Origin of the sequence: Moritella sp. (assembly GCF_013215705.1) — a bacterium.
GTDB lineage: Bacteria > Pseudomonadota > Gammaproteobacteria > Enterobacterales > Moritellaceae > Moritella.
In genome coordinates, this window is sequence record NZ_JABSQR010000026.1 from 1 (window position 1) to 15,439 (window position 15,439).

General features: G+C 41.7%; 15 protein-coding genes and 1 tRNA gene. 8 read left to right on the plus strand and 8 right to left on the minus strand.

Annotated features, from left to right (window positions below; all coding sequences use genetic code 11):
* Position 1 precedes the first annotated feature (1 nt).
* The 6 genes from HRT96_RS16155 to lolB form a co-directional block, all read right to left on the minus strand.
* Positions 2-75 (minus strand) — tRNA-Met (locus tag HRT96_RS16155).
* Positions 76-466: 391 nt separating this feature from the next.
* Positions 467-1,558 (minus strand): redox-regulated ATPase YchF, encoded by a 1,092-nt coding sequence (gene ychF / locus HRT96_RS16160; RefSeq protein WP_293158806.1) that lies wholly within the window; start codon positions 1,556-1,558, stop codon positions 467-469.
* Between the two features lie 88 nt (positions 1,559-1,646).
* Positions 1,647-2,237: an aminoacyl-tRNA hydrolase gene (gene pth, locus HRT96_RS16165; RefSeq protein WP_293158808.1), complete on the minus strand. Its 591-nt coding sequence runs from the start codon at positions 2,235-2,237 to the stop codon at positions 1,647-1,649.
* A gap of 246 nt (positions 2,238-2,483) precedes the next feature.
* Positions 2,484-3,428 (minus strand): ribose-phosphate pyrophosphokinase, encoded by a 945-nt coding sequence (locus HRT96_RS16170; protein WP_293158810.1) that lies wholly within the window; start codon positions 3,426-3,428, stop codon positions 2,484-2,486.
* A gap of 157 nt (positions 3,429-3,585) precedes the next feature.
* Positions 3,586-4,446, minus strand: a complete 861-nt coding sequence (gene ispE / locus HRT96_RS16175) for a 4-(cytidine 5'-diphospho)-2-C-methyl-D-erythritol kinase (RefSeq protein ID WP_293158812.1) — start codon at positions 4,444-4,446, stop codon at positions 3,586-3,588.
* Positions 4,430-5,041 carry a lipoprotein insertase outer membrane protein LolB gene (gene lolB, locus HRT96_RS16180; RefSeq protein ID WP_293158814.1) on the minus strand — a complete coding sequence of 204 codons (612 nt, stop codon included), beginning with the start codon at positions 5,039-5,041 and terminating at the stop codon, positions 4,430-4,432. The genes ispE and lolB overlap by 17 nt, the downstream gene beginning before the upstream one ends.
* A 151-nt stretch (positions 5,042-5,192) precedes the next feature.
* Here lolB and hemA point away from each other — a divergent pair, with 151 nt between their 5' ends.
* The 8 genes from hemA to rlmM all read left to right on the plus strand — a co-directional run bounded on the left by hemA (position 5,193) and on the right by rlmM (position 13,511).
* Positions 5,193-6,446, plus strand: a complete 1,254-nt coding sequence (gene hemA / locus HRT96_RS16185) for a glutamyl-tRNA reductase (RefSeq protein WP_293158816.1) — start codon at positions 5,193-5,195, stop codon at positions 6,444-6,446.
* Between the two features lie 333 nt (positions 6,447-6,779).
* Positions 6,780-7,868, plus strand: coding sequence for a peptide chain release factor 1 (gene prfA, locus HRT96_RS16190; protein ID WP_293158818.1), 1,089 nt, complete (start codon positions 6,780-6,782; stop codon positions 7,866-7,868).
* A 14-nt stretch (positions 7,869-7,882) separates the two neighbouring features.
* Positions 7,883-8,722, plus strand: a complete 840-nt coding sequence (prmC, locus tag HRT96_RS16195) for a peptide chain release factor N(5)-glutamine methyltransferase (RefSeq protein ID WP_293158820.1) — start codon at positions 7,883-7,885, stop codon at positions 8,720-8,722.
* Between the two features lie 2 nt (positions 8,723-8,724).
* Complete coding sequence (locus tag HRT96_RS16200; protein ID WP_293134609.1) at positions 8,725-9,099, plus strand: SirB2 family protein; 375 nt, start codon at positions 8,725-8,727, stop codon at positions 9,097-9,099.
* A 2-nt stretch (positions 9,100-9,101) separates the two neighbouring features.
* Positions 9,102-10,013, plus strand: a complete 912-nt coding sequence (locus HRT96_RS16205) for a tetratricopeptide repeat protein (protein WP_293158822.1) — start codon at positions 9,102-9,104, stop codon at positions 10,011-10,013.
* 39 nt (positions 10,014-10,052) lie between these two features.
* Positions 10,053-10,907 (plus strand): 3-deoxy-8-phosphooctulonate synthase, encoded by an 855-nt coding sequence (gene kdsA, locus HRT96_RS16210; RefSeq protein ID WP_293158824.1) that lies wholly within the window; start codon positions 10,053-10,055, stop codon positions 10,905-10,907.
* Positions 10,908-11,235: 328 nt separating this feature from the next.
* Complete coding sequence (locus tag HRT96_RS16215) at positions 11,236-12,144, plus strand: transcriptional regulator GcvA (protein WP_006030014.1); 909 nt, start codon at positions 11,236-11,238, stop codon at positions 12,142-12,144.
* 230 nt (positions 12,145-12,374) lie between these two features.
* On the plus strand, positions 12,375-13,511 hold the full coding sequence (gene rlmM / locus HRT96_RS16220) for a 23S rRNA (cytidine(2498)-2'-O)-methyltransferase RlmM (protein WP_006030013.1): 1,137 nt from the start codon (positions 12,375-12,377) through the stop codon (positions 13,509-13,511).
* Between the two features lie 95 nt (positions 13,512-13,606).
* Here the strand turns inward: rlmM and HRT96_RS16225 are convergent, their stop codons facing one another.
* The gene (locus HRT96_RS16225) at positions 13,607-14,110 is read right to left on the minus strand and encodes a hypothetical protein (RefSeq protein WP_293158826.1); all 504 of its coding nucleotides are present in this window, start codon (positions 14,108-14,110) and stop codon (positions 13,607-13,609) included.
* A gap of 229 nt (positions 14,111-14,339) precedes the next feature.
* Complete coding sequence (locus HRT96_RS16230) at positions 14,340-15,347, minus strand: isocitrate dehydrogenase (RefSeq protein ID WP_293158828.1); 1,008 nt, start codon at positions 15,345-15,347, stop codon at positions 14,340-14,342.
* Positions 15,348-15,439 lie beyond the last annotated feature (92 nt).

The window sequence follows — 15,439 nt, forward strand, 5'->3', positions numbered from 1 at the left end:
GTGGCCATGACGGGACTTGAACCTGTGACCCCAGCATTATGAATGCTGTGCTCTAACCAGCTGAGCTACATGGCCATCTTAAATCTCATTCCGACTAGCAGTTAACTGTTTCGTTGGAACGGGGCGCATTATGCTAATTACAGCCAAGTTCGTCAACTATTTTTTAGTTTAAAAACATTTTTATCTACGCCTGTTGAAATTCTGTACGAATCCTGTTCTCACTCTATGCTATTTGTAGCAAAACTGCAATTGTTGATAATTTAAAGCGTGTATAGCCAATCATTATTATTGTAATTGAGTTTAATGATTTATTCGATATTTGCTTCTGTTAATCAATACTAAGTGGTGTTATTGAAATAGGGTGTAAGGAGTGCTGAACCAAAAAACGCTGGCAATTGCCAGCGTTTTATTATGCTACTTTAGATATAGTTTTAGATATAACTAAAGGCGTTTAGCATAAGTAAAATTATACGTTGAAACGGAAATGCACCACATCACCATCTTTAACTATGTAGTCTTTACCTTCTAGACGCCACTGACCTGCTGTTTTAGCGCCAGCTTCGCCATTGAATTCGATGAAAGAGTTGTAACCGACAACTTCTGCACGGATGAAACCTTTTTCGAAATCAGTGTGGATCTTACCCGCCGCTTGTGGTGCTGTTGCATTTACAGGGATAGTCCATGCGCGCACTTCTTTAACACCAGCAGTGAAATAAGTCTGTAGTTCTAGCAGTTCGTAACCGGCACGAATTACACGGTTAAGACCGGGTTCTTCAATACCCATGTCTTCCATGAACTCTGCACGCTCGTCGTCTTCAAGTTCAGCAATGTCTGATTCCATTGAAGCACAGATAGCCACGACTACGGCATTTTCTGTTGCAGCAAGTTTGCGTACTTGATCTAAGTGTGGGTTATTTTCAAAACCCTCTTCATCAACGTTAGCAATGTACATGGTTGGTTTTAGCGTGAGGAAGTTCATGTAATCAATTGCGGCTTTTTCGTCTTTAGTTAACTCTAAAGAACGGACCATTTCACCTTCAGCAAGGTGAGCAAGGATCTTTTCGATTACGGGTAGTTCAAATTTAGCGTCTTTATCGCCGCCTTTGGCTTTTTTAGCTAAACGTAGGATGACCTTTTCACAACTATCTAGATCGGCAAGTGCTAATTCAGTGTTGATAATTTCGATATCATCTAATGGTGAAATTTTATTGTTAACGTGAATGATGTTTTCATTTTCAAAGCAACGTACAACATGACCGATTGCATCAGTTTCACGGATGTTTGCTAGGAATTTATTACCCAGACCTTCACCTTTTGATGCGCCAGCCACTAAGCCTGCGATATCAACGAATTCCATCGTAGTTGGCAATACGCGTTCTGGGTTTACGATCGCAGATAGTGCATCTAAACGCTTATCTGGCACTGGAACCACACCCGTATTCGGCTCGATTGTGCAGAATGGGAAATTGGCAGCTTCGATACCAGCTTGTGTTAATGCATTAAATAGTGTTGATTTACCTACGTTTGGTAAGCCTACGATACCGCATTTAAAACCCATGATTTTTACCTTCTTTGCTATGTACTAAAATTGGTTCACACAGTTAATTATTTACCTGTATGTGTTTAATTATTTCTTTTTTTATTAATTATTGCGCTTTAAACGTATGTAAACGAGTCATCGCTTTGGTCATGCCGTCTTTAGCTAAAATATCGATACAGCGCACTGCTTCATCAATTGCCGCATCCATTTGTTCTTGTTCTTTGGCTTGTGCTTTGCCAAGTACGTAACCGGTTACTTTGTCTTTATGGCCTGGGTGACCAATGCCAATACGTAAACGGTAGAATTCTCTGCTGTTGGCCATTTTACTGATAATGTCTTTCAGACCATTATGACCGCCATGGCTACCACCTTGCTTGAATTTAGCCACACCTGGAGGTAAATCCAACTCATCGTGGACCACTAATATTTGCGTTACATCAATGCGGTAAAATTTGGCTAAGGCGGATACTGATTTACCACTTAAATTCATGAATGTGGTTGGGATCAGCAAGCGCACATCTTGGCCTGCCACATCAATACGGGCAGTGTAACCAAAATATTTCGCTTCTTCACGTAATTGTGTGTTGTGCCATTTTGCTAATTCGTTAATAAACCAAGCACCAGCGTTATGACGTGTGCGGCTGTATTCTTGTCCTGGATTAGCCAGGCCGACAATTAAACGAATGTCGTTGCTCATGGTATACCTATATTACTGTAATGATTGTTTAATGAATGTTCGAGCCAGTCGAACCTTACTCATTGGATAAAAAACGCGCTATTTTACCTTGTGTCAGTGCAAAGCTCAACTGACGTATTCACCAAGTTGGATGATAGCGTGTTTATGATTTAGGTATTTGCTGCTTAGAGAAACAAAAAACCGAGTCTGGTAACACCAAACTCGGTTTTTATTGCACTGCTTAAATTAAATGATTGGCTAATTTAATTAGTTAAACATTGCTGAGATAGATTCTTCGTTGTTAACGCGACGAATTGCCTCTGCGAGCATAGGGCTAAGGCTCAATACGCGTACGTTCGCGAGTGCTGCTACTTCTGGAGACAGTGGGATTGAGTCTGTTACCACGATTTCATCAATGCAAGAATCACGTAGGTTCTGTGCCGCGTTACCTGAGAAAACAGGGTGAGTCGCGTAAGCAAATACACGTTTCGCGCCATTTTTCTTCAATGCGATTGCTGCTGCACATAATGTACCGCCAGTATCGATCATGTCATCAACAAGGATACAATCACGGTCTTTAACGTCACCAATAATGTGCATTACTTGTGCTACGTTTGCTTTTGGACGACGTTTGTCGATAATCGCAAGGTCAGCTTCGTCAAGTAATTTAGCGTTAGCACGTGCACGTACAACACCACCGATATCTGGAGATACAATAACTGGGTTTTCAAGGTTCATTTTTTGCATGTCGGCTAATAATACCGGCGTACCAAATACATTATCAACAGGTACATCGAAGAAGCCTTGGATTTGCTCAGCATGTAGATCAACCGTTAATACACGGTCAACACCAACACTTGAAAGGAAATCAGCTACAACTTTTGCTGTAATTGGCACTCGAGCAGAACGTACACGACGATCTTGACGCGCATAACCAAAGTAAGGGATCACAGCTGTGATACGGCCAGCAGATGCACGACGCATCGCATCAACCATAACGATAAGTTCCATTAAGTTGTCGTTCGTTGGCGCACAAGTCGATTGTAGGATGAAGATATCTCCACCACGTACATTTTCTTCAATTTCAACGCTAATTTCGCCATCGCTAAAGCGACCAACTTTAGCTTTACCAAGTTGGATAAATAGACGTTCTGCAACTTTTTGTGCTAGTTCTGGTGTAGCGTTACCAGCAAAGAGTTTCATGTCGGGCACGGTGTAACCTCAGGTAATCGATGTATTTGGCTGGGATATAATTATACTCCTAAACAGCGGACTGTTTAGTAGAGATCCCCAGCATTAATCTCTTAGAATTCGGTAACAACTTATGTAACATATGTTCGGTGCTGAACTAAAGTTAAAACCTGTCTTACTAAATCATGCAATTCTCTCTTGCTAAATCGTACAATAGCGGCGATTTATTTAAGCCCTTCGCAAGATAAATTTGCATGTGTTTAGGCGCTTTAGCTAATACTACTAATGCGTCAGACTTAGTTTTAAATTCAGAGAAAACACAGCAACCGGAACCTGTCAGTCGAGATGGCGCATATTTTAGCAACCACTCTAATGCTTTTGCAACCTCGGGATGACGTTTTTTCACAGTTACTTCAAAGTCATTTTGCCATTCGTCTTGTAATAACTGATTTAGCGGGCGTTTTGGCGTGTTGCGGGTTAACTCTGGATCGGAAAATAATTTTGCTGTATTGACCTGTGTGTCAGGAACAACAATAAGATAATAGTTTTCATCTACCTCTATGGAGGTCAGTTGCTCACCTATTCCTTCAGCAAATGCGGCATGACCACGGACAAATACGGGTACATCCGCACCAAGTGTTACGCCAATCGCCGCGAGTTGTTCTACATCGAGGTTTAATTGCCAAAGCAGATTTAACGCGACTAAGGTTGTTGCTGCATCTGAAGACCCGCCACCCAGTCCACCACCCATTGGCAGATTTTTGGTTAAGGTAATATCGGCACCAAGTGGTAATGGTGAGTGTGCTTTCAGCGCCATTGCCGCTTTATAGATGATATTGTCGGTAACTGCAATGCCAGGTATATCTGGGGTAATGGTAATGCCATCGCTGTGATTTACATTGATTGCTAACTCATCACCGATATCAACAAACTGAAATAAGGTTTGCAGTTCGTGATAACCATCACTGCGGCGACCATTGATGTATAGAAAAAGGTTTAACTTTGCAGGTGCTGACCAATGACTAATCTTGTGTTGCATTTAACTTCCAGTTGCGAGTGGTGATTTTTATGCGCATATCGGCTTGTTTGATGATGATATTTTTTGGTAACCAAATATTATCGACTCGTTGATATTTAGTATAACTGATGTGCCAGCCGAGTGGATGATTAGCTTGGGTTACTCGGCCGTAATTATCGAGTTGCACATCGTCTGTTAATGGGTCGCCAATGATCCAAGCTCGTAATTCATTTACCGGAATGGGGATTGGACTGAGTTGATTAATCAGTGTTTGTGTATTATGGCCTTGGTATTGGCGGTCATCATCGAGAATTAATGTTGAAATGTTATCACGGCGTTTAATGGTGAGGATATGAATACCAAAGGGACCTGTGAGGTTAATATTGAAATCATTGACAAATTGTTGCCAGTTTAACGTCGCCGAGTTACGTGAATTAGGACTGATGAACGCAATTTGTCCTTGCAGTTGCCAAGTCCGAATAGTTTGTAATTGAATTTGATGTTGCTGCCATAATTGTTGCGGGTTACCTGCTGGAGGTTGTCGCTGTGTCGTCGTACTACAGGCACTCAGTAATATACTAACAATCAAAATGTAAATAGAACGCTGAAATGTCATAAGAGACTCAAAAAAATAAAGTAATGATGATAAAGAGCAAACATGAGCTTATAAAAACAGATATGGTTGATTTTGTCACTTTAAAAATTCATACTTTTTGCGTAGAATAGTCTCCCTATCTATTTTTACAATCATTCACTGTAAGTAATACATGACTCTGTTAGCACTTGGTATAAATCATAATTCGGCACCTGTATCACTTCGTGAAAAGGTAGCTTTTTCACCTGACAATATTGAGGATGCCTTTGCCAGCATTGTGGCGAATGGGGTAGCCTCGGAAGCGGTGATTGTTTCAACCTGTAATCGTACTGAAATATATTGCAAAATTGAGCAAGGCTTACCTGAACGCGTGACTCAGTGGTTAGTCGATTTTCATCGGCTCCCTGCTGATGAATTAGCGGATTGTACTTATCGTTACTACGACGGCGATGCGGTGCGTCATTTAATGCGTGTGGCTGGCGGGTTAGATTCACTGGTATTAGGTGAACCGCAAATTTTAGGGCAGATAAAACAAGCCTTTGCGAAAGCAAAACAGTTGAATGCTGTTGCTCAAACCTTGGATAAGCTATTTCAAAAAACCTTTACTGCAGCGAAGCGCGTGCGCACCGAGACTGAAATTGGTGCGAATGCGGTCTCGGTGGCATTCGCGGCGGTGAGTTTAAGTAAGCATATCTTTGATGATTTATCTAAAACGCGGGTATTACTGATTGGCGCCGGTGAAACCATTGATCTGGTTGCGACGCACCTTGCCGAGCAGAATGTCAGTGAGATGATGGTGGCGAACCGTACTTTATCCCGTGCGCAAGTGCTGGGTGACAAGTTTGGTGCCCGCACTATGACGCTCGAAGAGATACCACATCATTTACATAATGCCGATATTGTTATCAGTTCGACAGCCAGTCCCTTACCTATTATTGGTAAAGGTATGATTGAAAGTGCATTGAAGCAGCGTAAACAAAAACCGATTTTTTTAGTTGATATCGCCGTACCACGGGATATTGAAGAAGAAGTGGGTGAGTTAGGTAATGCTTATCTTTATACCGTCGATGACCTGCAAGGTATTATCGAGCAGAATAAAGAAGCGCGCCAAGATGCGGCTGAGCAAGCAGAGCACATTATCACTGAAGAAGCTCAGCTGTTTTCTGAATGGATAGCGTCATTATCAAGTGTTGATTCTATTAAAGAATATCGTAATTCGGCGATGATTGAAAAAGACATATTACTTGAAAGAGCCATCGCAGCGATGAAAAATGGCACGGATGGTGAGCGCGTGCTTACCGAGTTAGCGAATAAATTAACCAACAAGTTGATCCATGCGCCGACACAAGCCTTAGTGAGTGCGGGTAAGCGTAGTCAAGATGACGAACTATTATTAGTGCGCCGTGTGGTGGGGCTAGAGTCGTAATCACGTCTTTAAAAATAAGCCGTTGTTGATTATCCTTATCCTTATCCTTATCCATTAGCAGCTGCATCCATTAGCAACTGCTCAGTCTATTTCAAATATTGTCACGCTGCGTTGTTATTCCTGCTCGCCTTCGCTTCGCTTGTTGATTGTGCATCTTGAAGTAGCTTGGGTATATATTCGCTAAATCCCAGCTAAATTATCGGAAAGCAATCGACTATTTCCTTACATGTAGGTATCCTTGCCGATCACAACAACGAAATAATCCATATTCAATTGCTGAAGCAGCCTATGTCAGACTTCAGCGATCTATTTAACGGTAATACGAGAGTAAAGATGAAAGCATCGATCATTACAAAATTAGAAGCCTTAATTGAACGTCACGAAGAAGTTCAAGCATTATTAGGTGAGCCAGAGATCATCAGTGATCAAGACCGTTACCGTGCACTAACAAAAGAATACGCGCAATTAGAAGAGTTAGTTTCTTGTTTTAAAGAATACCAAGACGCAAAAGAAGATTTTGAATCAGCTGAAGAGATGCTAAAGGATGAAGATCCTGACATGCGGGAAATGGCTGTTGAAGAATATAAAGAAAGTAAAGCAACGGTGGCGCGTGTCAGTGATGAATTAGAAGTTTTATTGTTACCTCGTGATCCAAATGACAGCAATAACTGTTTCTTAGAGATCCGTGCTGGTGCTGGTGGTGACGAAGCCGCAATCTTTGCAGGCGACCTGTACCGCATGTACAGCAGGTATGCGGAGAAAAAAGGCTGGCGTTTAACAATCATGAACTTAAGCAACAGTGATCAAGGCGGTTACAAAGAAGTTATCGTTAAGATGGAAGGTGACGCAGTATTCGGCACCATGAAGTTTGAATCAGGTGGTCACCGTGTACAACGTGTACCAGAAACTGAATCGCAAGGTCGTATCCATACGTCAGCCTGTACTGTGGTGGTTATGCCAGAGGTCCCTGAGGTAGACGCGATTGTCATTAATACTGCCGATCTTAAAGTCGATACGTTCCGCGCATCGGGTGCGGGTGGTCAGCACGTCAATAAAACCGATTCTGCAGTACGTATTACCCACATTCCAACGGGTACAGTAGTTGAGTGTCAAGACGAACGTTCACAGCATAAAAACCGTGCACGTGCGATGTCAATTCTACAAGCTCGTATTCAAGCGGCTGAAGATGAAAAAGCACGTCTTGAAGAGGAAAGTACTCGTCGTAGCCTAGTAGCAAGTGGCGATCGCTCTGAACGTATTCGTACTTATAACTATCCACAAGGTCGCGTTAGTGATCACCGTATCAATCTAACACTTTACCGTCTAAATGAAGTGATGGAAGGTGAGTTAGATGTATTGATCCAACCTATCATCCACGAACATCAAGCTGATCTGTTAGCGGCGCTTGCTGAAGCTAACTAGGTGTATCGAGAACTGTGAAAACAATTGCACAATTACTGCAGAGGGCTGTCAAGCAGCTCACTGACAGCGAAAGCCCGAAACTGGATGCTGAAGTCATTCTTTGTTTCCTGTTAGAAAAAGATCGCAGTTATCTTTTTACTTGGGATGACAAAGTAATGGAAGATGACATTATTCGTCGTTTTACTGCGCTTATCATGCGCCGTCAGGCGGGTGAACCTGTTGCTCATATTCTTGGTTACCGTGAATTTTGGTCATTAGAATTAGAAGTATCTGCTGATACGCTAATTCCAAGACCTGATACTGAAGTATTAGTCGAACAAGCGCTTGCTTGTATGCCGAGTCACGCTTGCCAAGTATTAGATTTAGGCACGGGTACGGGTGCTATCGCACTGGCTTTAGCCTCTGAATCACCACAAGCGACAGTGACCGCAATTGAATATCAACAAGGCGCGGCTGCATTAGCACGTCGTAATGCCAAACGCTGTGGTTTTGATGTTGCGGTATTGCAAGGTAGTTGGTTTGAACCTTTAAAAGCCAGTCAACGCTTTGATGTGATCGTCAGTAATCCACCTTATATCGACGCGCATGATCCTCACTTAGCAATGGGTGACGTGCGTTTTGAGCCGTTAACTGCGTTAGTTGCTGCTGATAATGGACTTGCTGACTTAAAGCATATTATCAGCCAAGGTTATCAGTTTTTAACCATGGATGGCTGGTTGTTAGTTGAACATGGGTTTGAGCAAGGTGCTGCAGTGCGCGCACTCTTTACCGCATCACATTATCACCAGGTTGTTACGCATAAAGATTATGGTAATAACGATCGTATTACTGTCGGACAACGAAAAGAAGCTTAATCATGAATATTGTTATTCCGCTGCACATCGCGACGCTATTATTAAGCGTGCTGATGTATTTTGTTAACTTTGCCTTCACAGTGAAGCAATCACCATATCTTGAACACGCTGGTTTTATTAAATCACGTAAGGTGATCGATATGATCACCGTGATGATGATTGCGTTAGTGTGTATGGTTTCAGGTCAAGCACCGTTTGTTGATACGGTGATGACAGAAAAATTAGTGTCGACACTGGCTATCACCTTTATGGTGTATATGTCATTACAGCAGGATAAAAATCTATTTTTCCGCTGTGTTGCGTTTGCCGGTAGTATCGGCTGGTTATTTTATGTGTTTTCGTTAGCCGTTTACGGCGAAGCATATTTGCTGAGGTAGTGATGGAATTAGATGCAAATGCAACGCTGACAGAAACAGAACTGGCAGAAGATGTAGCAATAGATAATAACGCTATTGATAGTGATAGTGAGCAGCTTGAAGAATACGATGATGAGCTCGCAGAAGAAGTACTGATGATTGATAACGTCATGCTCGCAACACTATCTGCCATCGAGGAAATAACTGAGAAACCGTTACTCGAGCAGGCGATAGTTGAATTGGATGAGTTAATTGAACTTATCGAAGTTGATATGCAAGGCTTTACCTGTGACGTTGAAAAACGTGACCAGTTATTGTATTTGTTTTATCAACAACTTGGTTTTGCAGGCGATTGGCGTAAGTGGTTAGAGCTAGACAGTGTATTACTCCATAAAGTCATTAGCAGCCGTAATGGCGTTCCTCTGTCACTCGGTACGGTATTCATGTACTTTGCAGAGCATTTTGAAGTGGATGTGACTGGGATCATATTCCCTGGTCAATTTGTATTACGTTTCGGTAGTGAGCAAGACGGAATATACGTTGATCCTGCAGATGGACAAGCACTGAGTCGGCATAAACTGCAGGTTCTATTACGCGGTATTGAAGGTAACCATGCCTTATTATCTGACGATGATTTGTTAGCCGCCAATAATGAAATGCATTATCTGCGCTTATTACAAGTGCTCAAAGCAGCGTTGATCCGTGATGAACATTTTTCCTATGCACTGCGTTGTATTGATTTAATTTTAGAACTTGAACCTGATGAACCATATGAAATTCGCGATCGTGGCTTTTTGTTGCAACAGCTTGATTGCAAGAAACTCGCGAGCGAAGACTTTGCTTATTTTATTGAACAATGTCCAGACGATCCGATCACCCGTGTTTTAAAAGCACAAATAGATGAGCTTGCTGCGACTGATGATACAATTCATTAAAATTAACTGACTTAAAATGGACCTTTTAAGGTAACAATTATGAATGCAAAAATAGTAAAAATTGGTAACGATATTATTTGTGCCAACAATCACCCATTTGTGTTATTTGGTGGTATCAATGTATTAGAAGACGAACTGACGACGTTACGTGCTGTAGAAGCGTATAAAACAGTAACAGATAAACTCGGTATCCCGTTTATATTTAAAGCGTCTTTCGATAAAGCTAACCGTTCTAGTATCCACTCTTTCCGTGGTGTTGGCTTGGAAAAAGGCTTACAAATTTTTCAACGGGTGAAAGCCGAATTTAATGTGCCAATTATTACAGATGTGCATACTGAAGCACAATGTCAGCTGGTTGCTGATGTTGTTGATGTGATCCAATTACCAGCTTTCCTTGCGCGTCAAACTGATTTAGTGCAAGCAATGGCGGCAACTGGTGCTGTGATTAATATTAAAAAACCACAGTTTATGTCACCGCATCAAGTAGGCAATATCGTTGATAAGTTTGCTGAATGTGGTAATGAACAAGTGATTATATGTGAACGTGGTCATTGCCATGGTTACGATAACCTGATTGTAGATCCATTAGCATTTGGGGTAATGAAAGAGCTTACTCAAGGTACGCCAATCATCTTAGACAGTACCCATGCAACGCAACAGCGTGATGCCGGTAGTGCTGCGTCAGGTGGCCGTCGTAAACAAGTGCCTGAATTAAGTTATGCGGGGCTAGCGACAGGTATTGCAGGTCTATTTATTGAAGCGCATGAAAATCCAGCACAAGCACGCTGTGATGGTCCTTCTGCATTACCGTTTGCTAAGTTAGAAGCATTTTTAGCACAAGCAAAAGCGATTGATGATGTAGTGAAGAGCTTTACTGCGATTGATATCGATTAATTTCAGGCATAAAAAAAGCGCTGTAATGATACAGCGCTAAACAACCTTTGACCCGATAATACAAATGTATTAAGAATATGATCAAAGGTTTAAAAATAAGTAGTTTCTACTTAAAGGCCTAAACCAAAAAGTTTAAGCAAACAAACACAACATTACATAACAAAGACTAACTTATATAAATAATACTAATTATCTAAAACATCGAGAATAAGTAAAATAAGTATTATGTCCTATATACATACGCGTACTATAGTAATTTTCTAGCCATATGACAATTGACAAATTATAATGTTTCGCATTAGTTTTTCTCATCTAACTGGACGCCACTATGTCACGCAGACTGCCGCCATTAAATTCGCTACGTGTTTTCGAAGCTGCCGCCAGACATTCTAGCTTCACCCGCGCCTCTGAAGAGCTCTATGTGACGCAAGCTGCTGTCAGCCATCAGATTAAAGCGTTGGAAGAGTACCTTGGAATTAAACTGTTTCGTCGTCAAAACCGGGCGTTATTTTTAACGGAAGAAGGCCAAAGTTATTTTCTTGATATTAAAGATACCTTTTCTTCATTAGTGGATGCTACTGAGCGTTTATTAGCCAGAGGCGCGAAAGGTTCGTTGACGGTTAGTTTACAGCCGAGCTTTGCGATCCAATGGTTAGTGCCTCGATTATCTTTGTTCTCTGAGCTGCACCCTGATATTGATGTACGTATTAAAGCGGTTGATATGGATGACGGTTCACTGACTGATGATGTCGATGTGGCGATTTATTATGGCCGCGGCAAGTGGAAAGATTTAAACGCGCAGAAATTACATACCGAATATTTAGTGCCGGTATGTTCACCGCGTTTACTCAACGGGGTAAAACCACTAAAAACCCCTGGTGATCTTAAGCTCCATACGTTATTGCATGATAGCTCTCGTCGCGATTGGACTGCTTGGTTTAAGCAAGGCAATATTACCGATATTAATGTTAACCAAGGGCCTATTTTTAGTCATACTTCGATGGTATTACAAGCCGCAATACATGGCCAAGGCGTCGCGTTAGGGCACAGTGTATTAGCGCAACCTGAGATTGATGCGGGTCGTCTTGTGCGTCCTTTTACCGAAGTATTAGTGAGTAAGAACGCGTATTACGTGGTCTGCCGCGAAGAGCAAGATGAACTTGGTAAAATTGTGGCATTCCGTGATTGGATGCTGTCTTTGGTCGAGGAAGAACAACAAGACTTTGTGGAGAATTAATTTGCACTGAAGTCACTAAATCCTTGGCGTTATATCGTCAAGGGTTTAGACTGTGCGGCTTTTGTATGCAAACCAGTGCAAGATATGCCGTATTCTGCACTGGTTTGCGTATATACCCAAGCAGCGTCAAGTACCTTGGGTATTTGTTATGTATTAGTAGTCTCGGTATTGTATCTATACTGAGTATATATCGTCAGCCATGTTGATGACGAAAATGAGGTTATTAGAAAATGAATGGTATTTTATTATATTGCCGCCCTGGTTATGAAAAAGAATGTGCCGCTGAAATTCAAGTACGAGCGACTGCCATGGAGGCGTATGGTTTTGCTAAAGTAACGCTGAATTCGGGTTATGTTGTGTTTGAATGTCATTCTGCTGAAGATGTAGATTCAATAGCGAAAAAATTACCACTTTCATCATTGATCTTTGCCCGTCAAATGATCGCACTACATGCACGTGTTGATGATATGCCACTTTACGACCGTGTTAACCCTGTTGTTGCTGCCTGTGAGGGTATCGAATTGATGGGTGAACTCCGTGTGGAAATGCCAGATACCAATGAAGGCAAAGAGTTATCTAAATTCTGCCGTAAGTATACTGTGCCACTACGTCAGTCGTTGCGTAAAGGTAATCACTTATTACCTAAAGAAAATAAAAACCGTCCAGTACTGCACGTGTTTTTCATTACTAATACCAGTGTGTATATTGGTTACTCATACAGCTTTAACAACTCGCCGTTACCTATGGGTATCATGCGTCTTAAGTTTCCATCGAAAGCGCCAAGTCGCTCGACGCTGAAACTGGAAGAAGCATTCCATACCTTCATCCCTGCGGACCAGTGGGATAGACGTATCGGCGGTGCAATGCGCGCGGTTGACTTAGGCGCTTGTCCTGGCGGTTGGACGTATCAGTTAGTCCAACGTAGTATGTTTGTTGTGGCGGTTGATAACGGTGCGATGGCGGATAACCTGATGGAAACCGGCCAAGTGAAGCACTATGAAGAAGATGGTTTCAAATATGAGCCGGCTAAAACCACGATTGCGTGGACCAACCGTAAATTAAACGGTAATAAGGTGAAGGTTCCTGAAAATCCACCGGTTGATATGCTGGTATGCGACATGCTTGAAAAACCAGAGCGTGTTACTCGTCTGATGTGTAAATGGTTATTAAACGCATGGTGTAAAGAAGCTATCTTTAATCTTAAGCTACCATTAAAGCGTCGTTATCATACATTGGAAGACTGTTTGGCTATCTTAGATAAGCAACTTGATGATCGCTTTGTTATCCAAGCTAAGCACCTTTATCATGATCGTGATGAAGTGACTGTACATGTAGCTTGGTCAAACTTTATTCCTGAAGATAAATAAGACAGTAAGGACCATTTTAATCTATGGTCCTTCGCGCTGAATTATTAATGCTTTAAGCCATTAAATATCACGCCCGTGAATGTTTAATGGCTTTGTTATTTAAACCGGAAGCGAAAATAAAGCTGAGGGTCTTTGCCACGTACTTTAATCCCAATAATCGCCCCTTTAATCCCCATATTATAATAAGCTTCGTGTTGTAACATACCGTTGGACTTTACTTTCGTTTTGATTGTCAGCCGCTCATAATCGAGCTGTAGATAAGGGCTGCGTTTCAAGCTGTAGTGTAAATTTAAACTCAGTCTACCTATGTTTTTAAGCCGGGGAATAAAAAGCCGGGTGATATCGGGATCAATCCACATATTGAGAAGCTGAAGTTGCGCGGTTCGTTTGCGTTTATGGTTACTTTTTTTGATCACCAATAACGACTGTTTGAATTCAAACTGCGGTGTAGGCTGTGTTAAAGCGGCCAATTGAGTTTGCTGCTGATAGGCAGATAATTGCTGTCTTGTTATTGCTGTCCCTAACTGACTTTCCGTGGCGAATGTAACCCTGCTTAATAAACCGATTAACAGTATCAAAAAAAGAAAGTTAGATATCATATATCACCAAAGTTGCTGATGAAAACTTAACTATAGCTCGGTATGAATAAATTACTAGGAAGGCAATAGGCTGTAATGAGGACTTGTTTGATCGTGTCGTGCGAAGATGCTGGTGGATGATAAAGCTGAATATCAGCTGCTTAACAGGTCAAAATATGAAGGTTAAGCAACTGAATTATTCAATGAGTAGAATTAGGTAAGCTCAGACTCATCTTGCGTTTAAAAACCGTTATAGGCGTTCTAAAATCGCTTGTGTGAAGTCTGTAGTACCGTGCGTACCGCCCAGATCACGTGTTGTTCTATCACCTGATTCAATGACATCACGTACCGCGTTACGAATATTTTCTGCTTCAGTTTTCATGTCTAAGTATTCTAACATTTGAATAGACGCTAAGATCACAGATGTTGGGTTCGCTAGGTTTTTACCGGCGATGTCAGGTGCACTGCCATGCACAGCTTCGAAAATAGCGATGTCTTCACCGATATTTGCGCCTGGTGCCATACCAAGACCACCCACAAGACCCGCACATAAGTCAGATAAGATATCACCAAACAAGTTAGTGGTCACGATCACGTCGAAACGTTCTGGGTACATAACCAAGTTCATGCAAGCGGCATCAACGATCATCTCTTCTGATTCGATCTCTGGGTAACGCTTAGCTACTTCACGCGCTACTTCAAGAAATAGACCGGATGTTGTTTTTAGAATATTGGCTTTATGGATCGCCGTTACTTTTTTTCGATTTTCTGCTTTAGCAAGTTCGTATGCGGCAACACAAATACGCTCAGCACCGGCTCGTGTGATGATACTTTTTGCTTCAGCTGAGCTTCCGTCATCAGCAATAATTTGACCTGCGCCAGAGTACATACCTTCGGTATTTTCACGCACGGTAATAATATCGATATTTTCGTAGCGGCTACGCGTGCCTTTAAAAGAGATGACAGGGCGTAAGTTAGCGTATAAATTAAAATGCTTACGTAATGATACATTGATTGAAGTGAAACCAGCGCCGACAGGTGTCGTTAACGGGCCTTTTAACGCGACTTTATTTTTTTCAATTAAATCTAATGTTGCTTTTGGTAGTAGCTCACCTGAAGTTTGTAGGGCCGCAAGACCTGCATCAGCAAAGTCATATGCGAAGTTACAGCCAGCTTTATCTAAAATTTGAATTGCAGACTCAATAATATCCGGACCAATACCATCACCCGGGATCACTGTAATTCTTGTTTGTGTCATACATATTCCTTATTTAATTGAGCTTACTTTCAAATGAAAATACTTTGTTGCCGTATGGTAACAAAGTATTACTCGATTGTTAATCAGGTGAC